General features: G+C 34.1%; 23 protein-coding genes and 1 tRNA gene. 11 read left to right on the forward strand and 13 right to left on the reverse strand.

Features of this window, described 5'->3' with window-relative positions:
- Positions 1 to 21 precede the first annotated feature (21 nt).
- Both ABWU29_RS01075 and plsY read left to right on the forward strand, forming a co-directional pair.
- On the forward strand, positions 22 to 228 hold the full coding sequence (locus ABWU29_RS01075) for a hypothetical protein (RefSeq protein WP_081600804.1): 207 nt from the start codon (positions 22 to 24) through the stop codon (positions 226 to 228).
- 73 nt (positions 229 to 301) lie between these two features.
- Positions 302 to 874 carry a glycerol-3-phosphate 1-O-acyltransferase PlsY gene (gene plsY / locus ABWU29_RS01080; protein WP_015589348.1) on the forward strand — a complete coding sequence of 191 codons (573 nt, stop codon included), beginning with the start codon at positions 302 to 304 and terminating at the stop codon, positions 872 to 874.
- On the opposite strand, the gene ABWU29_RS01085 is transcribed toward plsY, so the two are convergent.
- The 3 genes from ABWU29_RS01085 to ABWU29_RS01095 all read right to left on the reverse strand — a co-directional run bounded on the left by ABWU29_RS01085 (position 869) and on the right by ABWU29_RS01095 (position 3,713).
- Positions 869 to 2,665 (reverse strand): hypothetical protein, encoded by a 1,797-nt coding sequence (locus ABWU29_RS01085; RefSeq protein WP_015589347.1) that lies wholly within the window; start codon positions 2,663 to 2,665, stop codon positions 869 to 871. The two genes, plsY and ABWU29_RS01085, sit on opposite strands and share 6 nt — an antisense overlap.
- A gap of 52 nt (positions 2,666 to 2,717) precedes the next feature.
- A complete protein-coding gene (locus tag ABWU29_RS01090) occupies positions 2,718 to 3,614 on the reverse strand; it encodes a cation diffusion facilitator family transporter (RefSeq protein WP_015589346.1) in 897 nt (298 codons plus the stop codon).
- 26 nt (positions 3,615 to 3,640) lie between these two features.
- Positions 3,641 to 3,713: transfer RNA gene (locus ABWU29_RS01095), tRNA-Val, on the reverse strand.
- Positions 3,714 to 3,964: 251 nt separating this feature from the next.
- Here ABWU29_RS01095 and ABWU29_RS01100 point away from each other — a divergent pair.
- From ABWU29_RS01100 to ABWU29_RS01110, 3 genes are all read left to right on the forward strand, one after another.
- Complete coding sequence (locus tag ABWU29_RS01100) at positions 3,965 to 7,342, forward strand: peptidase M2 (RefSeq protein WP_174516957.1); 3,378 nt, start codon at positions 3,965 to 3,967, stop codon at positions 7,340 to 7,342.
- 17 nt (positions 7,343 to 7,359) lie between these two features.
- A complete protein-coding gene (locus ABWU29_RS01105) occupies positions 7,360 to 7,515 on the forward strand; it encodes a hypothetical protein (protein WP_153296799.1) in 156 nt (51 codons plus the stop codon).
- A 513-nt stretch (positions 7,516 to 8,028) separates the two neighbouring features.
- The gene (locus tag ABWU29_RS01110; RefSeq protein WP_353280059.1) at positions 8,029 to 9,333 is read left to right on the forward strand and encodes a collagen-like protein; all 1,305 of its coding nucleotides are present in this window, start codon (positions 8,029 to 8,031) and stop codon (positions 9,331 to 9,333) included.
- Between the two features lie 182 nt (positions 9,334 to 9,515).
- On the opposite strand, the gene ABWU29_RS01115 is transcribed toward ABWU29_RS01110, so the two are convergent.
- The 5 genes from ABWU29_RS01115 to ABWU29_RS01135 all read right to left on the reverse strand — a co-directional run bounded on the left by ABWU29_RS01115 (position 9,516) and on the right by ABWU29_RS01135 (position 14,245).
- Positions 9,516 to 9,656 (reverse strand): hypothetical protein, encoded by a 141-nt coding sequence (locus ABWU29_RS01115; protein ID WP_174517049.1) that lies wholly within the window; start codon positions 9,654 to 9,656, stop codon positions 9,516 to 9,518.
- Between the two features lie 420 nt (positions 9,657 to 10,076).
- Positions 10,077 to 11,354: a serine hydroxymethyltransferase gene (gene glyA / locus ABWU29_RS01120; RefSeq protein WP_015589344.1), complete on the reverse strand. Its 1,278-nt coding sequence runs from the start codon at positions 11,352 to 11,354 to the stop codon at positions 10,077 to 10,079.
- Positions 11,355 to 11,394: 40 nt separating this feature from the next.
- Complete coding sequence (locus ABWU29_RS01125; protein ID WP_353280062.1) at positions 11,395 to 12,609, reverse strand: MFS transporter; 1,215 nt, start codon at positions 12,607 to 12,609, stop codon at positions 11,395 to 11,397.
- A 75-nt stretch (positions 12,610 to 12,684) separates the two neighbouring features.
- The gene (locus ABWU29_RS01130; RefSeq protein ID WP_015589342.1) at positions 12,685 to 13,899 is read right to left on the reverse strand and encodes an MFS transporter; all 1,215 of its coding nucleotides are present in this window, start codon (positions 13,897 to 13,899) and stop codon (positions 12,685 to 12,687) included.
- A 184-nt stretch (positions 13,900 to 14,083) separates the two neighbouring features.
- Complete coding sequence (locus ABWU29_RS01135; protein WP_006280042.1) at positions 14,084 to 14,245, reverse strand: hypothetical protein; 162 nt, start codon at positions 14,243 to 14,245, stop codon at positions 14,084 to 14,086.
- Between the two features lie 142 nt (positions 14,246 to 14,387).
- Between ABWU29_RS01135 and ABWU29_RS01140 the strand changes: the two genes are divergently transcribed.
- Positions 14,388 to 14,876 carry a hypothetical protein gene (locus tag ABWU29_RS01140; protein ID WP_015589341.1) on the forward strand — a complete coding sequence of 163 codons (489 nt, stop codon included), beginning with the start codon at positions 14,388 to 14,390 and terminating at the stop codon, positions 14,874 to 14,876.
- 53 nt (positions 14,877 to 14,929) lie between these two features.
- Here the strand turns inward: ABWU29_RS01140 and ABWU29_RS01145 are convergent, their stop codons facing one another.
- Positions 14,930 to 16,123 carry a pyridoxal phosphate-dependent aminotransferase gene (locus ABWU29_RS01145; RefSeq protein WP_015589340.1) on the reverse strand — a complete coding sequence of 398 codons (1,194 nt, stop codon included), beginning with the start codon at positions 16,121 to 16,123 and terminating at the stop codon, positions 14,930 to 14,932.
- A 69-nt stretch (positions 16,124 to 16,192) separates the two neighbouring features.
- Positions 16,193 to 17,209, reverse strand: coding sequence for a uroporphyrinogen decarboxylase (hemE, locus tag ABWU29_RS01150; protein ID WP_012673335.1), 1,017 nt, complete (start codon positions 17,207 to 17,209; stop codon positions 16,193 to 16,195).
- Positions 17,210 to 17,611: 402 nt separating this feature from the next.
- Between hemE and ABWU29_RS01155 the strand changes: the two genes are divergently transcribed.
- Positions 17,612 to 18,430 carry a transporter associated domain-containing protein gene (locus ABWU29_RS01155; RefSeq protein ID WP_007549273.1) on the forward strand — a complete coding sequence of 273 codons (819 nt, stop codon included), beginning with the start codon at positions 17,612 to 17,614 and terminating at the stop codon, positions 18,428 to 18,430.
- A 66-nt stretch (positions 18,431 to 18,496) separates the two neighbouring features.
- On the opposite strand, the gene ABWU29_RS01160 is transcribed toward ABWU29_RS01155, so the two are convergent.
- Both ABWU29_RS01160 and ABWU29_RS01165 read right to left on the reverse strand, forming a co-directional pair.
- Positions 18,497 to 18,871, reverse strand: coding sequence for a histidine phosphotransferase family protein (locus ABWU29_RS01160; protein WP_158246746.1), 375 nt, complete (start codon positions 18,869 to 18,871; stop codon positions 18,497 to 18,499).
- Complete coding sequence (locus ABWU29_RS01165) at positions 18,856 to 19,149, reverse strand: hypothetical protein (protein ID WP_006280049.1); 294 nt, start codon at positions 19,147 to 19,149, stop codon at positions 18,856 to 18,858. The genes ABWU29_RS01160 and ABWU29_RS01165 overlap by 16 nt, the downstream gene beginning before the upstream one ends.
- A gap of 133 nt (positions 19,150 to 19,282) precedes the next feature.
- Between ABWU29_RS01165 and purM the strand changes: the two genes are divergently transcribed.
- Complete coding sequence (gene purM, locus ABWU29_RS01170) at positions 19,283 to 20,320, forward strand: phosphoribosylformylglycinamidine cyclo-ligase (RefSeq protein WP_353280065.1); 1,038 nt, start codon at positions 19,283 to 19,285, stop codon at positions 20,318 to 20,320.
- Here the strand turns inward: purM and purC are convergent.
- Positions 20,317 to 21,039: a phosphoribosylaminoimidazolesuccinocarboxamide synthase gene (gene purC / locus ABWU29_RS01175; RefSeq protein ID WP_015589337.1), complete on the reverse strand. Its 723-nt coding sequence runs from the start codon at positions 21,037 to 21,039 to the stop codon at positions 20,317 to 20,319. The genes purM and purC overlap by 4 nt on opposite strands.
- A 74-nt stretch (positions 21,040 to 21,113) precedes the next feature.
- Between purC and trmD the strand changes: the two genes are divergently transcribed.
- From trmD to pstA, 3 genes are all read left to right on the forward strand, one after another.
- Entirely contained in the window at positions 21,114 to 21,824 is a 711-nt protein-coding gene (trmD, locus tag ABWU29_RS01180) for a tRNA (guanosine(37)-N1)-methyltransferase TrmD (RefSeq protein ID WP_007549279.1), read from the forward strand.
- Positions 21,808 to 22,185: a 50S ribosomal protein L19 gene (gene rplS / locus ABWU29_RS01185; protein ID WP_006279489.1), complete on the forward strand. Its 378-nt coding sequence runs from the start codon at positions 21,808 to 21,810 to the stop codon at positions 22,183 to 22,185. Before trmD ends, rplS begins: the two co-directional genes overlap by 17 nt.
- 83 nt (positions 22,186 to 22,268) lie before the next feature.
- Positions 22,269 to 23,519, forward strand: coding sequence for a phosphate ABC transporter permease PstA (pstA, locus tag ABWU29_RS01190; protein ID WP_015589336.1), 1,251 nt, complete (start codon positions 22,269 to 22,271; stop codon positions 23,517 to 23,519).
- Positions 23,520 to 23,524 lie beyond the last annotated feature (5 nt).

The raw sequence follows: 23,524 nt of genomic DNA on the forward strand, positions 1-23,524 counted from the left end.
CATATGAAGGTACAACAACAGATGTCATTTCAGTACCATCTTCTTGTTACCTCAGAACTCTCTCTTGTCATCCCAGTGCGTGACACTGGGATCCAGTCTATTTCATCATGGACATTATTTTTAAGATATGCTCCTAGAATCCGTTGTCAACTGCATAATTTGCAAATACTTTTATATCTGGATTCCAGTGTCAAGCACTGGAATGACACCCTTCTGGTACTCAGATGATACGAAAAGAAACGCTGGAACGACGTCGTTCAAGGCAACAAATTGCCTTCAAATTACAACAACTGTGGATATGATGGAGAGGTACGTAATCCTTATACTATCCTACATACTCGGTTCAATACCGTTTAGCTTAATCATTACAAGAATAAAAGGGATAAACTTAAGAGAAATAGGTTCAGGTAATATTGGTGCTACAAACGTTGCAAGAACAGGAAATAAATTTCTTGCTGCTTTGGCATTACTTCTGGATTCCTTTAAGGGATTTATTGCCGTTTATATAGCACAACAATTTTTTGATGATAATCTTTGTATATACATATCTGCAATTTTAGCAGTTTTAGGACACATGTTTCCTGTATGGCTAAAATTCAGTGGAGGAAAGGGCGTTGCAACCACTCTAGGGATACTGATAGCATTTAACATTGATATTACTTTAGTATTCGTAATAATTTGGATAATAGTCTTTCTTGCCTTTAGATACTCTTCCCTTGCTTCACTCAGTGCTACTTCAACGGCTGTAGCATGGTCCTTTTTTTTTCAGAGGAATTTGTTCTTAACATTACTAATTATAGGAGCACTAGTTTTCTTAAAGCACCACAGAAATATTGTGAATCTTCTGCAAGGTAAGGAAAATAAATTTTTATAAGCATGCTGACTCTGCTGCTATATTACTAACAGATACTTCATGCGAGAAACGACTTGAGACTACTTCCTCTACTTCTTTTATCATTTCTTCCATGCTTTTTCCACTTTTCTTACATGCATCATCAAGTGCTAATTTTAGCTTACGTATATCATTCTCTTCTAGCATCTTATTCATTTCTTTTTTCGTTATCTCTAATTTTTTTAGTAAGATGTTCTCCATTATCTCTCTTTCATCACCTTTATACTGGCTACTTAGTCTGCTATACGCAATGCAACACTTCTTTTCTCGTGGCAAGGCTGACAGATTTTGCAATGTAGCATCTACTTGAACTTCTATAGGGTTAACTTTCCTAGCCTTTTCAACAGCTTCTGACCTAAATTTCTCGACTTCTCCTATTATTATTTTGCTAGCTATTCTTTTAGCTTCATCCACAGATGAATCCTTGAGAGAAAAATCTGTCTTGAGTAAATTTTGGTTTAAAAGCTCTAGAAAAACTTTTTCTTTTATATCAGCACAACATCTTGTGTTTGTTTCTTGTGCAATATAAAAAGATAAGCGCTCATCCAAGAATTCTACTAACTTTATAGAACTAATATCTTTCATTAACATCAGCACAATTTGTTCACTATATTGAGAAGTGAAACTCAATAATTTTCTCATTAAAGGAATACTTACTTCTGAAATAAAATTATCAACTATCTTCTGACTTTCATCGTTAGGGTCATTCTGAGCTTTGTACCAAGCCTTAAGAATTTCTTTACTGTTTTTTTTGTTTTTTAACCTGTCTAACATGAACTTACGTGCTTCATTTTTTGCCTCTGAAATTGATATTTGCTGCGGAGCAGTAAATCTAATTTCTGGATCAGGATGAATACCCTCTAGTGTGCTTAACATTCTGTAGACAATACCGGTAAAACAGGTGTTAGGGATTCGCTCTTTTCTAGAGAAAGTTTGGCTATCAAGCAAATTTGTAATTAACGCGTCTTTTTTATTTTTTACAGCTTCTCTGTCTCCATCATTGCAGGCTTTCAGAACTAAAAGTAAAATCTGTCCACCTGTAAAGCCGGAGCTATGCTTTTGATCATCTTTGCAAAAGTCATTTAAAAATGTAATTACTCTTCCTTTATCCTCATCACTAAATTGACGATAATTAAGTTCATTTAAATCATTTATATATTCAATAAATTGCTTAAATTCTCTATCATTAATAACGTCTTCGGATACTTTTTCACCATACTTATCTTTTAATTTATCAATATTTTTAATGATATCATCATTTAATTGATGGGGCAGTAAATGTTCAAGCTTAACATCAAAACTATTAACCATACCACGTAAATTCTCTTTTATACCCTCCAAAAAGAAATTTATAGAAGCTTTAAGCAGCGTAAATGGGTTAAAATCTTTTGGTCTCAGTTCACTCTGCAATAAAACCAATAGCATTGTAAGTGGTATAGTTCCCAGTAACGAAATAAGCAAAAAAGTGGTAGTGAAAGTTAGATATGTTATAAAAGCAGAAAACAAGAGGAAGGCTGCTACCTTGATTGTATTGTTCTTAAAAAATATTTCCCAATATTCCCTTTTGCTCATCTTTTGCTGTTTTGCCGTTTTTATTTCTTTGTAGATATAAAGAGTTTTAATTTCAGACCTGAAGAATATAGTACCAAGAGAAAAAAGAACATTAACGGGATTAGTGATAATGCTTAAAGAAACAAAAGTTGCAAAATAACTAACAAACTTTAGCCTGCTAGATTCCTTTGAAGGAAATTGTATTTGAGAAATACCTATCATAGCTTACCTTCAACATCATTACACTTTAGTAATAGCATAATAATTTAAAACGTCAATGTTTAAGTATCTTATTATCCGCACATTCATCATACTCGATTTCAACTGTAGAGTGTGCTATTTCGAACTTATCTAGCAATATTTTTTTTATTTCATATAAAACATTGGTGTGCTGCACATTTTGCTTTATTTTAGCATGCATGGTAATTATAAAATAATTATCAGACAGCGACCATGTATGTATGTGGTGCACATCTATCACTTCAGGTAATTCTGATGTGATCTTACTTTTTATCTCTTCAGCAGATATACCCTCAGGTGTACCTTCAAGGAGTATATGGCAAGAATTCTTTAGAATTTTGTAGCCACTATTTAGAATTATCACACTAACAAATACTGATAAGATTGGATCTACTATTTGCCATCCAGTAAGCATGATAATTATGGATGCAAGTATAGCAGCTACAGAACCTAAGATATCTCCTATAACGTGTAGTACAGCACTTTTTATGTTTATATTGCTCTCGCATTTACTATGTAATATAAAAAAGACTATGATATTAGAGATCAGGCCAAGTGTAGCAATTATTAACATTACTTTCCACTCAACATTGACTGGAAAAATAAACCTTTTTATTGACTCAATTATAATGATTACTGCAATGAGGAATAGAGTTAAACCATTAACAAATGCTGCAATTATCTGCAACCGATGATACCCGTATGATCTCTGCAAATCGGATTTCTTAGCTGAAAACCTATGTGCTAACCAGCTTAAAACCAAGGCAAAGAGGTCAGTGAGCATATGCCCTGCATCTGATAATAGAGCAAGCGAATGTGAAATTATTCCACCTACTATTTCCATAAACATTGTTATCGCAACTATTATTATGGAATAGATTAAGCGCTTGGACTGCGCTGCTGAGTGTTTACCGTTATGCACTGCTGTCATATAAAATCTTTTCATGAACAAAAACGTGGGTAACACTGGGTTCGAACCAGCGACCGCTTGCACGTCAAGCAAGTGCTCTACCAACTGAGCTAATTACCCATCGTGGTTTTAGTATAGTGCTTTGGTGGAATGAAAGTCAATAAACCACTTTGCTTTTGTCCTTGTCCAATGTGATTCCGAAATATAGCTGTATAGAATTTCAGCCATATTCTAAATTTTACATATTAAGTTAACTATCTATACTTTATTTATTAAGATATAAATTATATTAATACAGGAATTTACGTTTTTTTTAGGGAAATTACTTTATGCTTGATATTTGAAGAGTTAATAAATTATAGGTTAGAATCATGGCAATCAATCAACAAGTAAATAAAAATATAACTAAAGAAGAATACTTCAACAATAACGGCAAAGGGTTTAATTCGCCACATGTTATAGAAGTTGAAGATTTAAATATTAAAGTAGAGGTTTATTCTCACAATTTAAGAGCAAGTAAAGTTGCTAACATTGAAAGTGAGATAAGAGAAACAGCTACTAGTTTTAAAGATACATTCAAGTTAGAACGCGGCAGTTCAGAACAAACATTTAAAATTTACATGTTTGATGACAAGGATGATTACACTCACCTTGGTGGAAGCGAGCGTTTCGGTTCTTACCTTGGAGACGAAGGTGGTAAATGTTACTACAAAGGGAAAGCTGATGTTTTTGCTGAAATGTACGTCTACCAGCAAGGTGGCGTTCATAATCTTCAGCATGAATTTGCACATGGTTTAACTTACTTGGCTACAGGAGGCAAATCTTTACCTACAGTATTAATGGAAGGAATTGCAGATTACTTTGAGCATCATTCAGATCATAAATTCAATTCTCAAGGATCAAGTATTGACAAGACCGAAGCTGCAAATTTGGATTTAGATAAAATTTTAAGTTTAGAATACTCAAAGGACAGCGAAGCAAATAGCCTAGTTTATAAAACAGGTCATGCGTTGATAATGTACTTACAGGAAAAAGATCCTAGTTTATTAAGAGACTACCTAGATGCTTTACGTCAAGGTAACTCAGATGAGTCAAAAAGTTTCTTGAAAGACATAAAAGGACACGATACTGACTTCAAAAGTTGGCTTGCTGAGAATGATACAGAAACTGCAATGGAACATCTCAACGCTTTGCAAGTTACAAAAGGAGATTTCATAGCAACTGGTCAAGAAATAGTGGGTGGAGAAATTAAAAACGTATCCTACTATAAAGCAAATATAGAAAAAATGGATGGAGAAAACGTTGGAAGTTTTTCTCCTGTAGAACACGTTGCATTTTATGATGTTGCTCGTGCTATAAATAGGGCAACAAATGATACACTTGATATATCAAAGGAATATCATTTCCTCAAGGTAGTAAAAACTTCCGATGGACAAGATAAACTAACTTACTCTGACCAACAAGGTAATGAGTACCGAAACAGTCTAGAGTATAAAAATCAGGCTTTTAGAATGCTATCAAAGTATGATGAAAATTTAAAGAAAGCTTATGATGATGCATTAAAAAATCTGGATGAGCAGAGGCAAATGGAATATCCCAAGATAAATAAAGAATATAGCGAAGGGAAGATTTCTTACGAAGAGTATTCAGACAAATATTATTCAATTCCCTCCAAATATGAGGAATTAAAAAGTACCTTACTTGATGAAACCATAAACACTGGCTTAGAACAAGTAAAAGCGACTAAGAACATCGATGTAGAAAAGATGTTAGAAGAGATGATCAATATCGATTCAAACTTGATAAGAGGTACAAATCATATTGATCTACAAGAAGGTAAGATTTTTTCTATGCAAGCTCATGGTCAAGGAGATATGGGTGCACTGTCTATATATGACGGAAATACAAAGCTTGGAGAATTATTGAGCGAATCAGGATTTTTTAAGCAAGTTGAAGGCCAAACTAAAGAAACTTTCGTTTTTGAGGATATATTACACAACTTAAATGTTTCATACGAAGGCGGTGCTTACATGGCAGTTACAAAAGAAAATGGTCATTATAAAGCTTCCCTAATAGATGGCAGAACAGTTGAACGCGATGAATACTTTGATGAAGCGCATTTACATGAAAATGAATTGTTGCATCCTAGCACTGGACACATCCAAAAAGATTTAGATTCTCTGCTTCTTAGAGGTACCAAAATTTTGAATCATCAGGATTCAGAACATGCACAATATTCTGATGAGCAAAAGGCAAATGGAGTAATCGTGGAAAAAGGAAAATTACTGGATAATAAGGGAACAGATAGGACAGACGATGATGTATATGAAGCTGTCGTAAAGCAAGGAGACGAGCGCTTACATGAATTTAAAAATATGGGCTTTTATATTACCGAGAAAGGTGATCTATTTATTCATGACCATGGAGCAAATGTAAGGTTTCAACTACCACAAAGTATTACTCATCTAAAATTAGTGGAAAAAGACGGAGCATATAAGCTTGTTCCGGTGACAAAAGATGGTAATGAACATCCAATAGGTATGCCAAATATATCAGATGAATATAGATACATAGATCCAATATTTGCACATGAATATGAAAAGAGAGATTATTCCCATAAACATGTAAATGTGGGCCTTATAAACTTAGAGAAATATGGCTCTGGCAAACTTTTTGCTATAAAGTACGACCCAAATGATTACCACATACAAAGAAACTCTAGCGGTGAAATAGTTAGAATAAAAGATCAAACATATTTCACTAAAGTAAAATTGTTTGATGGCGACGAAGAAATTGGAATGTTATCTAATAACTTCCATAACTTCAAAGGTAAAATATTCTTTTCTGCTGACTACAACTACAGTTATAACGATTTCCTAGCATCTGTTTCTCCTCAAGTTGAAATTGAGGATATGGGAAATGGAAGTAAAAAAATAACTTTCGATCAAGGTAGTGGTGATATCGGTGATACTAATAGAGGCTACACGGACTATCAGAGAATATATACAAAAACCGAAAGTCCAAAAGGGCAAGTAAGTGAAACTAAGACAGAAGTTCATAGTACTACTAATGTTGTTGCACAAGCTGCTGAAGAGAAAACTGCATCAAACGACAATAGTGAAATGCAGTCTGACCAGCCACAAATTCCAACAAGGGCAAAAAGGTCAGCTTCAGTGGAGGAGAAAGAGCAAGAACAGGTAGTATTAAAAGACACAATTCTCAAAATAGAAAAGAGCTACGAGCAGGACTCAGAAGGGAAGCATAAGGCAAATGTAACGATAGATTATAATGATGTAAAAGCCTTATATGATAGAGCGGAAGGAGCAGAAAAGCAATCTGTGTTAGATTTTTGGAACAAACTGCACACATCAGAATACAAGGTTGGTGCTTTGCCGGAAGACAAATACTATTTTGAAAAAGGCAAATTCGTAATCCACGATAGTGATACGAAAAAGCTTATAGTGTTACCTGAAGATAAGGTGTCCATCAAGATAATGAAGGATGGTGATAGTTATAGTTTAGCTATATCAAGTGGTAATGGCAAAGTAATAAGCAGCATTAGTAAAATAGATAATCCAAATTACGAATTGCTGTCAGATTCAAGTCATTTCAATTCAGAGGAGCAAGATAATATTGTATTATCAGATCAACATCACGAATATAATCTTTATCTAGAGAATGGTTTTGTGAAAATGTTCGATTGCGCAAGCGATCACATTTATCACGACCACAACTCGGCCTATATCTAATACATACAAGGAGGGCAGTGCCCTCTTCTTGTCATTCCAGTGTCAAGCACTGCCGTCTTGGATGGAAACCAGCGTCACGCCCTGGAATGACAGGGTTTGTCATCCGAGTAGCCCCTTCGGTGTCATCCCAGTGCCCAGACACTGGGATGGCTTTGTTGCATCGCTACTTATGAAAGGCTAACTATAGTTAGGATTATAAGCAACCTATTGAAAATCTTGTTTTTTTGCAATCAATCTGATCAAATTTAAGAATAGTAATTTGTTATTTATATTAATAAATTTAATTCTATTGAAAATAGCTAAAGCATTGAAATTCTTGAATTTTAGCCAGATTAGTGAGTGGTAGTGAAATTTCTTTTACTCAAATTTAGGTATTCACTGACCGTTCTTGTTATAAATACCAGAATAATAAGCTACTGATATTCCCTATCTTTTTTATCTTTAATCCATCATAGCTAGCGATGCAACAAAGCCCACTGGGATCCAGAAAACTTAACTTTAAATAAGTGGCTGCATAATAAAGGCTGGATTCCAGACTGGAATGACATCATCTGCTACACACTTGAATGACAAGAGAAGAATTCTGAAACAACAAGTTTCAAGGAAATCTTATGTAAAATCTAACATTAACGAAAATTATACTATTTTCATGCATGCTATGGTTTTTGTAATTAATGGAGGGTGATATGGCGTTGAGTGAAAAATTGAGTACAATAGATACAATAGAAAACCTTGCAACTAACAAAAATTTTTTAGGAAAATTGATAGTGGAACTCAATAAAGGTGCTAATGATAAAGGTATATATACTAAAAAAGGTGTGGATGATGAGTTGAGAAAGAAAGCTAATACTGCAGATGTTTACACTAAAAGAAATGTAAATGATGAGTTGGCAAAAAAAGCTGACAAGAATTACGTCGATGCTGAGCTAGGAGAGAAAGCTGGTGCAGCTGATCTAGCCAACAAAGCTAATACTGCAGATGTTTACACTAAAACTGATGCAGATACTGCTTTTGTCAAAGCTACAGAGCTTAAAACAAAAGCTGCAGCAAAAGATGTCGTGGATGCTATAATTGCTTCTACTGATTTTACCGATAAAGTATACACTAAAAATGATGCAGATACTGCGTTTGTTAAAACTGCAGATCTTGCAACAAAAGTTGCAAAAAAAGCTGTTGTGGATGCTTTAATACCAGAATTAGCAAAAGGTGCTGATGATAATGGTATCTATACTAAAAAAGGTGTTGATGACACGTTTCTTAAAACTGCAGATCTTGGAACAAAAGTTGCAGAAAAAGCTGTTGTGGATGCTTTAATACCAGAATTAGCAAAAGGTGCTGATGATAAAGGTATCTATACCAAAAAAGGTGTTGATGATGCATTTGTTAAAACTTTAGGACTTACAGATACGCTAAAAACAGAAGTAGTAAAACAGCCTGTTGTGGATGCTATAACTGCTTCTCCTGATTTTACAAATAAGGTATATATTAAAGCTGCTCCAGCCGATGAAGTTTACACTAAAACTGCTGCAGAGACTGCTTTTGTTAAAGCTACAGAGCTTAAAACAAAAGCTGCAGCGAAAGATGTCGTGAATGCTATATTTGATGCAAAAGACGGCGACAAATCAATTTTAGTGGATAAATTAGGAGGATTTCTTGATGCTACTGACACAGCGTATGGTGACAAAAATGATCAAACAGCAAAGGTGTTCTTAGGAGGTAAAGGGCTAAAAGGGGAGACAGGAGCCACTGGTCCTAAAGGAGCAGATGGTAAAGATGGAGCTCAAGGCCCACAAGGAGAGACAGGGGAGACAGGAGCAGATGGTAAAAGTCCAACAGCTGCTGAAATAGCTGCTGAGAAAGCCTTACAAGAGCATGTAACAAAGATAAGCATACAAAGTCCAGAATTTAAAAGAGCTGTGCAAGAGGAAATGTCACAACCGTATTTTGAGCCTCCAACAAGTGATGATGCTGCACTTAATTGGACTTGGTAATACAGCTTAGATCCAAGTAGTCACGCTACTTGGATGACGTCATATGGTCCTCTGATGACGGAAAAAGGACTCGGATAACACCCTACAATGTCATTCCAGCGCGTGACGCTGGAATCCAGCCTTTTCATAATCATTAAAATGTTGTATTTTAACATAAAACGGCTACTTTTATGCTTACCAACTTAATAAAATTCCTGGATCCCAGTGTCTGGGCACTGGGATGACACCCTACTAGCAGAAGTTACTCTCAAATGTTTGTTCATGTTAGCTACAAACATTAAGAAATTTACCAAACGAAAAAAGGCAAAAGAAGCCCTAGTCATTGTCTATTTTCAGTATTGGCGTTTTTTAAGTCTTAAACACTGCAATTTAGCTGCTTTTAAATGCAACTCATCTTAGTTTAAATGTTTAAGAAATTTACTAAGCAGAAAAAAAGGCAAAAGAAATCCCGTATTAGCTAGTTGTCACTCTCTAATCCTGCAAATTGGCGTGCTATACTGTCTTAAACGCTTTATAAGCGCGTTTCAGCTTATATAGGTAAAAACCCAGAAATGTTGTGAAGACGTAGGGTGCGCATAGTGCAAAAAATTAAAAATAAGACGCCAATTACGTAATACTGTTGTCGTTTAATCTGCACAGATTGAAGATAAATGAATACCTTCAGTTTCATGATAAGAGGGCTGGCGAAGGGTGTCAAGTAAGTTTTTTCGTTTCTACCAGCTACTTGGATGACACCACATAAATTAATAAATAGGAAAATTACTACAAATCCTTTCAACTTTAGCTTTTACTGCTTTTTCGACACTTGAGCTATTTCCGCTGATTAATCCTTGAATTACTTCATTTATTAGACCAGCTATCTCTTTAAAATTTTCTGCCTCAAGTCCGCGTGTTGTCTCAGCAGCGGTGCCAAAACGGAGCCCTGAAGTGATGGTCGGCTTTGCTGTATCAAATGGTACAGAGTTTTTATTACAGGTAATACCGGCTCTCTCAAGGCTATCTACAACGTCTTTTCCAGTTAATTTCTGCGATCTTAAGTCAACTAGCACTATATGAGAGTCAGTGCCACCGGTTATAATGTCAAGTCCATGCTTTTGCAATTCTTGAGCCAGCACTTTCGCATTTTCCACGACTTTCTTGCTATAAGTCTTAAACTCTGGTGCTAATGCTTCTTTAAATGCAACAGCTTTTGCAGCTATCACATGCATAAGTGGCCCGCCCTGCAATCCTGGAAAAACTGCAGATTGAATTTTTTTGTGTAATGCTTCATCATTGGTCATCACTATTCCACCACGAGGACCACGCAAAGTTTTGTGAGTTGTGGAAGTCATAACATGTGCATATTCAGCAGGGGATGGATATTCGCCCGCTGCAATAAGCCCTGCATAGTGAGCAATGTCTGCAAGCAAATAAGCACCAACTTTATCTGCAATTTCGCGAAAGCGTTTGAAGTCCATTTTTCTCGGATAAGCAGAAGCACCAGCTATGATCAATTTCGGTTTATGCTCCAGCGCCAGCTTTTCTATCTCATCCATATCCAGCAAGTAAGTGTCTTTATTCACTGTATATTGAACTGACTTAAACCATTTACCAGAAAGGCTTGGTGCCGCACCATGAGTTAGATGCCCACCGCAATTCAGTGACAATCCAAGTATCGTATCACCTGGAGCAAGTAGTGAAGCAAACACTGCTTGATTCGCCTGAGAACCAGAGTGAGGTTGAACGTTTGCAAATTTTACACCAAACAACTTACAAAGTCTCTCTATAGCCAGACTTTCAATTTTGTCCACATGCTCACAACCACAGTAATATCTTTTACCTGGATAACCTTCTGCGTATTTATTAGTCAGAAAAGAGCCTTGTGCCTCCATTACCGCTTTGCTTGCAAAATTTTCTGATGCAATTAATTGCAATTGTGATTTTTGGCGTTGTAATTCTTTTTCTATAGACTGATAAACCTCGTTATCAAAAGACTTTAAACTATTTTTAGAGCCACAGATTTTTTTTAAAACACTCATCATAGATCAAACCTCGCTTTAATTTTAAGATGCACAAGCAATTTTAAGACTGCTTATCCTGCTTTTTTAACCATAAGAGCCCAAAAACAGCTATCAGCAAACATACAGGAATAATAGATGTTGCTTTTATCAGCAATTCAGCACTATACACAGGATTTCCTTGTATCACTGTCCTATCCCAACACAAATCTATTATTTTTGCGATCCCAGTGTGAAAAAAATAGCCAAAAACCATGACTATCATATTTGACACAGCTGTAGTTAATCCTATTAAGTTATTATTTACATAACTTATCGCTTTGTAAATGGTAACCACCTGATATCCAGATGTGAAGCCAATAATAAAAAGCGTAGGTAATACAACATACAAGCCACCAATCTGAGTAAAAAGCAAAAGAAAACTAGCGATCATTGCAAATGAGCATGCAATTATTACTTCATAATGCTTATTTTTATATTTTTCCAATAAATAAGCCAAAGAGAATGATCCTATTAACATTCCTATCAATATTACGGAAGAGAGAGAAGATGCCAAGTCTTCATTCATTTTATATACTTCAAAAAAGAATGCTTTCACCCAACCATCGGCAAAACCTTGCATTGGACCGACCATGAGTCCACCAAAAAAGCTAATTAGAATAATATGCTTGTTGAAAAGTATGTTTTTTAAGTCTCTAATGCTAACTTTTTCCTGTTGAGCATTGCTTTCAGGCGTTACTAAGAACAGCAACAGAGCAAGTAAACACCCAAATGCTGAGAATGTATAGATAACATAATTCCAGCCAAATTTATCGAGTAAGAAGTCTAAAGGTAACCCGCCACATATCCCTCCCAAAATTCCTATAATTATAGATAAGCTGGCCATTCTTGCTGATTTTTCTTGCGCAAAATACATGCTTGCAACTTTAAAAAGCCCAATTGCTGAAGCGGATGACCCAATTCCAACGACTATTCTGCCAAGTATTGAATAATACCACTCATCAAAGCATATAAGTGGTAATGTTCCGGTAAATGTTAAGATAATACAAATAGGCAAAACAAATTTTGGCCCGAATTTGTCAAGAGCAAGACCAATAGGTATGTGAGCCAGCGTATAGCCTACATAGTATAACCCACCAAACTGGCCAACATCTGTAATACTTATGTTAAATTTTGTTATCAATTCAGGCGCAATTATGTTTGGAATTACGCGTAATATATATTGGTATGCATAAAACAGTGACGCCAACAGCCAGACTAAAAAATTCCTCTGCAACATGAATCTCAGCTAAAATTTAGGATTATAGATACTTTAGTTATAAAAAACAATACTATATTAATCATCTAAATCTGCTTAGCTCTTTTTACAGCTTATAACTTTAAGTAGCCAAAAGCCTATCATACCTATTAGTAAACATATAGGTATTATTAACATAGATTTAACCATTACATCGGCTCCATAAAGCGGTTTTTCATCAACGATCTTACCATCCCAATAAAAATTCATTATATTTGCAATAACGGTATGAAAAAAATAGCCAAAACTCATAACTATAGCATTACTTACAGATCCTGCACTTGCTACCGCATCATCCTTCACAAGATTTACAACTTTGGCAGTCAAAACAATTTGGTACGCAGAAGCAAAACCAACTATAAATAGTAATATGGATGCTAAAAGTGAATTAATGTTACATATAAAAAGTAATAAAAACACAATTATCATAGCCATAGCACAAGAAATTATTATCTCATAGTGTTTGGTTGGTTTTTTTTCTAGTAAGTAAGAAAGTGATAAATATCCAAAACCAAAGCCTATCAGTATCCATTTTGAAATATTGTATGCAACCTGTCTATCTATAGCATACATCTCATGCAAGAATGTTGCAGACCATACATCTGTAAACCCTTCCAATGGTCCAACCATAAAGCCACCAAATAAACTTATTAATAGAACATTTTTATTGAATATAACTTCACTTAAACTTTTAATATTTAATCTTTCTTCTGAAGTATCAATTTTGGGTATAAACATAAAGGAAACAAGAGCAAGCAACAATCCCAGTGTTATAAATGTAACAAACACATAGTCCCACCCAAACTTATTAAATAAGATATGTAACGGTTTAGTGGCAAATACACCACCTGAGATGCCAATAATAGCTGATATACTAAACATCATGGCAAATTTTTCTCTACGGTAATAAATACTTATTATTTTAAAGAGTCCAAGTACTGAAGCAGAGGATCCAATACCAGTAATTATTCTTCCAATAATAGAATAACTCCAATCATTAGAACTGACTAAAGGTAAAGCACCTAAAGATGTTAATGCAATACAAATCGGTATAACAATTTTAGAACCAAATCTATCTAAAAGAATACCTACAGGAATATGTGCTAACACATAACCTACATAATACAGTCCACAAAATTGTCCTATTTCTGTTGTTCCTATATTAAACCTTACTACCAATTCAGGAATTATAATATTTGGAATTACGCGTAATATATATTGGTATGCATAAAACAGTGACGCCAACAACCAGATTAAAAAATTCCTCTGCAATACTTTACCCCAAAGCTAGTATTATAGATACTCTGTTTATAGAAAACAATATTTTTATGAATACTTATTTTAATTTACCGGAATTTTATACAGTTGAACTCATAGCCAACATAAGTAGTTTATGCATTAACTAAATTTTCCAGGTTCAAGTTTGGATGATGGAAAAAGTTCACTTTTTCTATTTTTAAAAGAGACCTTTTATTTTACTTATAATTTTTTCTACCATATCTACAACTGGCTCATGAATAAGGTATATAAAAAAAATTACACCACAAATGATAAGTATATTTATGATTTTACCCTTATTCATCTTTATCTTGAGCTTCACTTTTGTTACAAGATCCATTTTATTTATGTTTTTATTTCATGCTGACAATTATATCTTAAATACCATAATTTTCAGTAAAATTTGACTTCAGAAGTATTCTATTAATTCAATATTAACCTTTTTATGTGTAAAATAGTTAATATAATATTAAAGCAGGCTGATGAATATAAGCACGATAGATAATACGCTGCAAAATTACATAACAAAATACATTGAACAAACATTCGCTACACACGTGCTAGGCAATAGATACGACAAATTGTATAGGAAACTTCTAAGTGGTATAGAAGAGATAATAAAGCTTGCTGTAAATGAAGCAAAACACTACGATGAAAATTTAGAAGATCTATATAACGATTCAAGATTTAATAAGAAATTTATTCAAGCTGTTGCTAAACATCAGGTGTTGGAATTTTTAAATACTTATCCGAAAAGAAAAGAAATTGTTGCAGAATTTTACAATGAACATCACATTAACGAAAGTGATTTAAAGACTCTGGAAAAGGGGAAAGATTTAGTAAATAAAATAAATAACATTAACTTACTGCAACAAAATGAAAAAAATGAGGAATTCAATATTAGAAAGACACTTGCTCAATCAATAAAAATGCCTTCCATAGAAAAACACAAATTAGAGCATTCAAGATAACCTTAGTGAATATTTTTGACGCGGTGAAATGGGTAATTAATGGATAGTCTATTTCATTTTAACTCCTGGCACGCTTTAGTAATACTATCACATCCAATTTCTAATTGTTCCTGAGAGGTTGCATAAGAAATTCTGATAAAATTTTCTAGACCAAATGCAATTCCTGGAACCACAGCAACCAAATGATCTCCCAGTAAGTATTCAGTAAAATCTAAATCATTATTTATTATCTTACCACTTTTTGTGCTTTTACTGAGCAATCCTTCACATGAGACAAATAAATAAAACGCACCTTGTGGAACAGACGCTGATAATCCCGGGACAGAATTTAGCTCTTTCACCATAAAATCTCTACGACTCTTAAAAATCCTTGTTCTTTCTTTCAAAAAACTATGATCACCGTTTAATGCTGCTGCTGCTGCTGCTTGTGCTATCGAATTTGGATTAGAAGTGCTTTGAGACTGCAGCGTAGAGATAGCTTTTACCACATCACTTCTACCTGCAATATACCCTATTCTCCAGCCTGTCATTGCATAGGCTTTTGATACTCCATTGACTACAAAAACTCTATCATAAAGCTTCGGCTCAACCTGAGCGATAGTAAAAAACTTTTCGTCGTATATTATATGCTCATAAATATCATCTGTAACGACATTCATATGTGGATATTCAAGCAATATTTGTGCTATGTCTTTCAATTCATCACATGTGTACACAGCTCCTGCAGGGTTGTTCGGTGAGTTAAGAATTAACCATTTAGTTTTTTTAGTTATCCTGCTTTTCAATAATTCCGCTGTCAGTTTAAAATTTTGTTTGCATTCTACTACAACTGGCAAGCCGCCAAAAAGACTTACCATATCAACATATGAAACCCAATAAGGAGCTGGAATAATAACTTCATCTCCAGAGTTAATTGTTGCCATGAACAAATTGAATAACACCTGCTTAGCACCTGTACCAACACAGATTTGGTTAAGCGTGTACTCGAGGTTATTATCCTTTCTTAACTTATTAATTATTGCTTCTTTCAGCTCACGCGTTCCATCAACAGCAGTATATTTAGTCTTACCTTCACTTATTGCTTGAATAGCTGCTTTTTTTATATGATCTGGAGTATCAAAATCCGGTTCTCCTGCAGCTAAAACACAGATCTTTTTTCCTTCATTTTTCAACTTATTTGCCTTATCAGTTACAGCAATCGTAGGTGATGGTTTTATTAGGAACATTCTTTTTGCAAGGTCTGACATATTTTACTGAAGCTAAATTTAAATGATAAACCCCGTACAACAAAAAAGCTAGGAATTTTGTGTATTGTATTAGTAGCTTTTTACCAGGTTTACCAACGCAGCAATATTTTCAACTGGAGTATCAGGGAGTACTCCATGTCCGAGATTAAATATGAAGGGTAAATCTCTAAAGCAATCTATTATACGTTTTGCTTCTTTGATTGCTTCCGTTTTATTATAGGCTAAAAGATTAGGATCAAGGTTTCCTTGTAGAGGGATGTTTAGATTCGCTTTCGCCCATTTTATTGGAACATTATAATCTATACTTACTGCAGATACACCTGTTTGTTCGCAGTAATCTTTATAAAGATTTCCAGCAGACCTTGGAAAACCTATTATTGGAAAATCAGAAAATCTATCCTTTATTGCCAAGATAATTCTCTTTGTTGGTTCGATAACATATTCTTTAAACAATGGTTCCGATAACGCACCAGCATTACTGTCAAATAGCTGAATAACATCTGCTCCAAATTCTATCTGTTTAATTAGATAAATAATCGTTACTTCCGTTATTCGTTCAATTATTTCCTTCAAACACGAAGGATAAAAATTTAATACTTTGGAAAAAGTTTTGCTGCTCCCACCTTCTATGATGTATGAGGCTACTGTCCATGGTCCACCAGCAAATCCTATGAGAGATTTTTCTTTTGGTAATTGGCTTCTGACTTTTTTTATAGCGTTTAGAATTGGTAAGGTTTTAGTTTCAATTTCTTGTGGACCCTTCAATTCCTTAGGACTTTCCACGGGTTTTATTATTGGACCTACACCGCGTACGAAATTCACGTCACAACCCAAAACATCAGCTATTATTAAAATGTCTGAAAAAATTATCGCCGCATCCATGTCAAATCTTGTCACCGGCTGTAACGTCAATTCTGTCACTAAATCTGTGTTGTAGCATATCTCCATAAAATTATTCATATTTTCTACTGCTTTGCGGTACTCAGGAAGAGACCTGCCAGCCTGACGCATTAGCCAGATAGGCACTCTTCCACCCGGCTCATTTCTCTTAATAATTTTCGCTATTGTTGTTTTGCCGCTTTCCAATCTATTCTGTTTATTCTTTTGTATATTAAAGTATAGCAATAATAATAGTTCTATCAATAACTTGTTACTAACTTAAAATTCAGTAAAAATTGGCGTTGTTCAACTTGTGGATAAATATGTGAGTAACTTTCGTATATTATTGATTTTCTGTTATGATTTATGTGTATAAGTAAGGTGTTTAGAGTGTTAGTAATTTTCTTTTATGGAAAATACTTTACCATCATGCATTGTTACACAACTATGTATATGTTGTTGAAAAAGTTGTTGATCAATTGTTGGTATTTTATATCAACAAATAATTCACAAATTAATTTGACATTATTCACATGCTTATTAAACATTTAATAACAGTTTTCTTGATAAATCTAATCTGAAAACGTTTTTGCCATTACAGGGAATAAATTGAGTAAAAAAAGAACCTTAGTAGAAAAAATAGCATATAGAATTTTTCTCTTCCTTTTCAAAAAAGCTTCTGTGTTGAAAAAGTGTGCGACTGAGGCATTAATGAAAGATCTGCCAGACCTTAATATATTTAATGGTCTATTAAAATTCCGCGATTGTGGTATAATGGATATAATGACTCCACGTACAGAGATATGCGCAGTAGACATTGAGTCAAGCGAGCGTGAAATAATAAAGAAGATAAAAAACACTTGCCACACTAAAATACCAATTTATAAAAATAACTTTGATAACGTAATAGGCTTTTTTTATGTAAAAGATGTTATTTTTAATAGGGATAAAAATTTTAATCTGAAACATATTATACAAAGCGTAATATTTGTTCCACCCTCGATGAAGACAACTAATCTTTTTGTTAGGATGAACTCTTCTAAATCATGCTTAGCTATCGTATTGGATGAATATGGTGGAACTGATGGTTTAATTTCAATGACTGATCTTATAGAGGAACTAATACCAAACATTGATAGTGAAAACGAAATAAATTCAGAATATACCATTACTGAATTGTCTCAAAATAAGTTTGAAGTATCAGCAAGGGCTCTTATAAAAGATATAGAAGAGGATCTAAAAATAGAATTACGTGACCCTGAAGAAGACTATGTTACACTTGGTGGTTTGATTCTTTCGATTGCTGGTAAAGTGCCTTCTGTAGATGAAGTCATTAAATATAAAAATGGTATGAAGTTTATCATCAAAGATGCAAATGAGCGCTACATTAATAAAATAGTACTAGACTTAAGTGATTACAAAAATTAGATTTGGTACCCCTTGTCGGGGAATGCCTTGACACGAAGAAAAAGTTGTAATAACCAAATATGCAACTCAAGTTATAGTTAAACCTATTTCCAGCAAATTATTTTCGCAAGTATAATGCATTTCAGTGTTATAGTACTCTAATAATAAAGAGGTCATATAGATATTAATATCTTTTGTATTTAAATTAGTGTCATTTTTTTTGATTAATTTGTCTACTAATGATTTGCTTATTGGTTTGTGTTCATTTAGAATTTTTATAGTTAATAGCATTTTATCTTCTGTTTGACTCAGTAAAACAGATACTAGTTCAACTTCCGCCACTGCACTGGCTATAGTTAGCACCATATTAGAAATTATCTTATTTATCTTTTCAATTAAATCTTCCTTATTTTTTGCAGAGTATGCGTCTATTTTCCACGTAAGCTTTACTTTTTTTTTAATAAATAATTTTCGATATTAGATTTGGTCTTATCAAAGCTATAATTATCCATTGAAGAAGAATATGCCTGCTTCATAACTTTATGTTTATATATTAAATCATCGGAGCTTTCTTTAAGAAACAACAACGCTTCCTTCTGCGCATCAGCATCATTCTTATCTATTACTTCAAGCTCTTCTACGCCAAACGTTATTCCATTCATAGAGTTAGCAAAGTCATGAAGCAGCCGTCCTGATAGCAGTTCCGTTATTAACAGTATGTTTTTGGTATTTTCGTTCATTGGATAATTATAAATGATTTAAGTTACCCTATATTGGTAAGTATATAATAGTCAATTAAGAGAAAGTTTCGTTGCACTTTTTATATCAAGGCATTAATATAGTATTAACAATTTTAAAATTTATAAAAGGATTATGAATACTTATACCAGATCAGGAATAGATATTGAACTATATAATAAGTTAATAAAAGAAGTCAAGCCTATTGCTCAAGAAACTACTAGAGAAGAAGTAATCAGCGAAATAGGTTCATTTTCTGCGTTATTTGATTTTGCTGCACTAAGTAAGAAGTATGACCATCCAGTACTCGTTTCCTCAACTGATGGAGTAGGTACGAAACTGTTGATAGCTCAAGAAGTGAATAAACATGATACTATAGGTATAGATTTAGTTGCAATGTGTGTAAATGACTTACTTGCACAAGGAGCAACGCCTTTGTTTTTCCTTGATTACTTTGCAACAGGCGTTTTGACCAAAGATGTTTTATTATCTGTGGTTAAGGGCATTGCAGAGGGGTGCAAGCAAGCTAAAATAGCATTGGTTGGTGGGGAAACTGCAGAAATGCCTGGAATGTATGGTAATAATCACTATGACCTTGCAGGGTTTGTGGTTGGTGTAGTTGATCGAAAGCAAATTCTTCCAAACTGTAGTATGATGAAAGCAGGTGATTATATAGTTGGCTTAAAGTCAAGTGGAATTCACTCAAATGGGTTTTCTTTAGTGCGCCATGTTTTCAAAAGCTTAGGTATAAATTATAACGATACATCTCTATGGAATAATAAATCTTGGAGTGAAATACTACTTGAACCAACAAAAATATATGTTGATTCTTTGCTGCCTATCATGTCACAAGTAAAAGGTATTGCGCACATCACGGGTGGTGGTTTGGTAGACAATATTCCGCGAATTCTTCCAAAAAACTTATTTGCAAACATAGACATTAATTCCTGGAAATGGCCAGATATATTTTTATGGCTAACAAAGGAGGGTAAAATAGAGAAGAAAGAAATGCTAAAAACATTTAATTGTGGTATTGGTATGGTATTGATCGTAAGTTCTGAGAATATGCAAAACGTGAAAAATCATTTCCAAAAACGTGGAGAAAAAATTGAAATTATTGGAAAACTTGATGAGGCATGTAACCCTCCACTTGATAGAGTAGTATTTAGTTAACCTAACTTTACTGACAGTCTTTTTGCAACTTCTAGGTATGCTTCCTTTAAATCTCCTAAATTCAAACGAAAGACGTCTTTATCTAGCTTTTTATAAGTATTTTTATCCCATAACCTGCAGTTATCAGGGCTGATTTCATCGGCTAAAATGATTTTAGTACTGTCATTTATCAATCTGCCAAATTCCAATTTAAGGTCAACTAGATCTATGCCTGCATTTGAGAATAAATCAGTTAGGATTTCATTGATCTTTAAAGTTGTAGTTTTTACTTCATCCATTTCTTTGCTAGATAGCCAATCAAAATACAGTATGTGATTTTCATTTACCATTGGGTCGGCTAGGTCATCATTTTTGTAAAAAAACTCGATTATAGGAGATGCAAGCCTCTCACCTTCTTTGATATTAAAACGTTTGCAAAAGCTGCCAGCTGCAACATTTCTAACTACCACCTCAAGAGGTATTATCTTGAGCTTTTTGACTAGCTGTTCTCTTTCATTCAGAGTTTTTATAAAATGCGTGCTAATTCCTGCTTCTTCGAGCTTTTCCATGATAAAAGCACTAACATGATTATTAATTATTCCTTTGCCCTCAATAATTTCATATTTTTCCTTATTGAATGCTGTGACATCATCTTTAAAGTGCTGTATGACAGTTGATGAATCTTCAGTTTCAATAATGGCTTTCGCTTTACCTTCGTATATCGTTTTATTCAGTGACATGTTTAATTTAACTATATATTATATCAATTTACTGTTCTTAGAGTATAGCCCCAAATAACTTAAAATAAACCTTAATGGCATTCAATGTTACAATATTAACCATATTTCCAGAAATGTTCCCGGGGTTTTTGAACTATTCTCTTGCCGGAAAAGCGTTAGAAAAAAAAATATGGAACCTTGAAGTAATAAATATTCGTTCTTTTGCGAAAGATAAACATTCAACTGTGGATGATGTTCCATATGGAGGTGGAGCAGGAATGGTTATGCGTTCTGATGTAGTTGGTGATGCAGTAGATAGTATGCTCTCTGTTCATAAAAACACTAAGTTTATTTACATGACTCCATCTGGAACTAAGTTTAATCAGAATATTGCCAGAGAATTATTAGAGTTTCCTCATATAACAATATTGTGTGGTCGATTTGAAGGTATTGACCAAAGGATAATTGATGCGTATACTCCTTATGAGTTAAGTATTGGAGATTATATACTTTCAGGAGGTGAGCCAGCTGCAATGGTGGTTCTTGATGCATGCATTAGACTTCTTCCAGGTGTAGTAAATAATACCGATAGTATTACTGAAGAAAGTTTTAATTATGGTGGTGGTGTACTTGAATATCCTCAATATACTAGACCTGAGCAGTGGAAGGGATATAAAGTACCTGAGGTTTTGTTATCTGGCAATCACAAAAAAATAAGTGATTGGAGGCAGAAGCAGTCTCATGTTATAACAAAAAAGCGTAGGCCTGAATTATTGAGTGGAGAGATAAATGACAAATTTACTTAAAAAATTTAACGAACAGCAAATGCAAGTGTTAGCTAAAGAAATACCAGAATTTCGTCCTGGCGATGATTTGAAGGTCACTTTTAAAGTAGTTGACGGTACAAGTGAACGTATACAGATATTTGAAGGTGTATGTATATCAAAAAGGAACCGCGGGTTACATTCTTCTTTTGCAGTCAGAAAAGTTAGCCATGGAGAAAGTATAGTGTCTCAGTTTTTTGTTTATTCTCCTGCACTGGTTTCAGTGCAAGTGACAAGAAAAGGAAAGGTTCGTAGAGCAAAACTGTATTATCTGTGCAAACTATTTGGAAAAGCTGCAAGGATCAAAGAACGTACTACTTATGTTAAAAAGAAATCTAAGTAGATACAATAGGGAATGACATCAACGGTTATTAAACTGGACGTTTGTACAGCTGTGGGCTTGACGATGGGATCCAGGAAAAATAAATGAGTATAAAGAAAAAATTCCTTAAATTACTTCAGTCAAGGCGTGTACATGCTCGTATAAAAAGGAAAAATAAAAAGAACAGAGCGCTACGCTTTTGTTCTTTCACGGCACTAGTTATCTCACTTGGCTGTCCTGTGTGTATATTGTTGAGTATATTAGTTAACTCTTACAGTGCCTTAACAGTAACGAAAATTTTATTGCCAGTTGAAATAAATGCTGATCTTACTTTGGCGAGTAATCCTAGTGATTTGCGGTATAAGTCCATTGGCTTACTCAACGATTCTTTACGTAAGGTGTTTGGAGGAACTGATTTTAAAGACGGTGACGAAATTTTAAGTCGTAATTCTTACAAAGAACTAGAGAAATTTTTTCGTAAGAAAGTAAAAGATAGTGGTGAATATGAGATCTGGTTTACCGCGTCAAGTATAATTAATTCAATAAATAAAGATAAATATTTGAATGATCGTTATGCTAAATTACTTGATTGGCTAAAAGAAAAGAGGAGAGTGAAAAAATTTTTTAATAAGTCTTTATTCCTTAAATCTGACTCTCGTGAACCTGAGAATGCAGGGATTTTAGGAGCGTTTATCGGTTCATTAATGACAATTATAGTGTGCCTAGCATTAGCATTACCAATAGGAATTATGTCGGGCATCTGTCTTTACGAATTTATGCCTAAAAATAGGCTAATGACTAATATTGTAGAAATTAGCATAAATAATCTTGCTGCAGTGCCTTCAATAATATTTGGTGTAGTGGGCTTAACTCTCTATCTTGGCATATTTGGGCTACCACGCTCTTCACCACTTGTTGGTGGAATGACTCTTTCATTTATGATGTTACCTAATATTATAATTGCAACAAAAAATGCCTTTGCGAATGTTCCTATTACGATAAAAGATGCAGCGTTTGCGCTCGGTGCACCTCACATCAAGGTGATATTAGATCACTCTTTACCGATTGCGTTACCAAGAATAATACATGGTACTGTGCTTGCAATTGCAAGGATTTTAGGTGAATCTTCTCCTTTACTTATGATGGGTATGGTGGCATTTATTGCTGATACACCTACGTCCTTTTTCGATCCGGCAACTGTTCTACCTGTGCAAATATACATATGGTCAAGCAATCCTGAAATTGCATTTGTTGAACTTGCTGCTATCGCAATTATAGCTTTATTATTGGTGTTATTTGCGTTAAATTTAGTAGCAAATTTTGTAAAAAGGAAATTCGAATTTTTTAATTTTTAGCAATT

This window comes from Wolbachia endosymbiont (group A) of Phasia obesa (genome assembly GCF_964028125.1).
Classification (GTDB): domain Bacteria; phylum Pseudomonadota; class Alphaproteobacteria; order Rickettsiales; family Anaplasmataceae; genus Wolbachia; species Wolbachia pipientis.

Excerpts from the sequence above, each read along its gene's own strand:
- ABWU29_RS01075 (WP_081600804.1), top strand. The coding sequence starts at position 22 with ATGTCATTTCAGTACCATCTTCTTGTTACCTCAGAACTCTCTCTTGTC.
- plsY (WP_015589348.1), top strand. The coding sequence starts at position 302 with ATGGAGAGGTACGTAATCCTTATACTATCCTACATACTCGGTTCAATA.
- ABWU29_RS01085 (WP_015589347.1), bottom strand. The coding sequence starts at position 2,665 with ATGATAGGTATTTCTCAAATACAATTTCCTTCAAAGGAATCTAGCAGG.
- ABWU29_RS01090 (WP_015589346.1), bottom strand. The coding sequence starts at position 3,614 with ATGACAGCAGTGCATAACGGTAAACACTCAGCAGCGCAGTCCAAGCGC.
- ABWU29_RS01100 (WP_174516957.1), top strand. The coding sequence starts at position 3,965 with ATGGCAATCAATCAACAAGTAAATAAAAATATAACTAAAGAAGAATAC.
- ABWU29_RS01110 (WP_353280059.1), top strand. The coding sequence starts at position 8,029 with ATGGCGTTGAGTGAAAAATTGAGTACAATAGATACAATAGAAAACCTT.
- ABWU29_RS01115 (WP_174517049.1), bottom strand. The coding sequence starts at position 9,656 with ATGACTAGGGCTTCTTTTGCCTTTTTTCGTTTGGTAAATTTCTTAATG.
- glyA (WP_015589344.1), bottom strand. The coding sequence starts at position 11,354 with ATGATGAGTGTTTTAAAAAAAATCTGTGGCTCTAAAAATAGTTTAAAG.
- ABWU29_RS01125 (WP_353280062.1), bottom strand. The coding sequence starts at position 12,609 with ATGTTGCAGAGGAATTTTTTAGTCTGGCTGTTGGCGTCACTGTTTTAT.
- ABWU29_RS01135 (WP_006280042.1), bottom strand. The coding sequence starts at position 14,245 with ATGGATCTTGTAACAAAAGTGAAGCTCAAGATAAAGATGAATAAGGGT.
- ABWU29_RS01140 (WP_015589341.1), top strand. The coding sequence starts at position 14,388 with ATGAATATAAGCACGATAGATAATACGCTGCAAAATTACATAACAAAA.
- ABWU29_RS01145 (WP_015589340.1), bottom strand. The coding sequence starts at position 16,123 with ATGTCAGACCTTGCAAAAAGAATGTTCCTAATAAAACCATCACCTACG.
- ABWU29_RS01165 (WP_006280049.1), bottom strand. The coding sequence starts at position 19,149 with ATGAACGAAAATACCAAAAACATACTGTTAATAACGGAACTGCTATCA.
- purM (WP_353280065.1), top strand. The coding sequence starts at position 19,283 with ATGAATACTTATACCAGATCAGGAATAGATATTGAACTATATAATAAG.
- purC (WP_015589337.1), bottom strand. The coding sequence starts at position 21,039 with ATGTCACTGAATAAAACGATATACGAAGGTAAAGCGAAAGCCATTATT.
- trmD (WP_007549279.1), top strand. The coding sequence starts at position 21,114 with ATGGCATTCAATGTTACAATATTAACCATATTTCCAGAAATGTTCCCG.
- rplS (WP_006279489.1), top strand. The coding sequence starts at position 21,808 with ATGACAAATTTACTTAAAAAATTTAACGAACAGCAAATGCAAGTGTTA.
- pstA (WP_015589336.1), top strand. The coding sequence starts at position 22,269 with ATGAGTATAAAGAAAAAATTCCTTAAATTACTTCAGTCAAGGCGTGTA.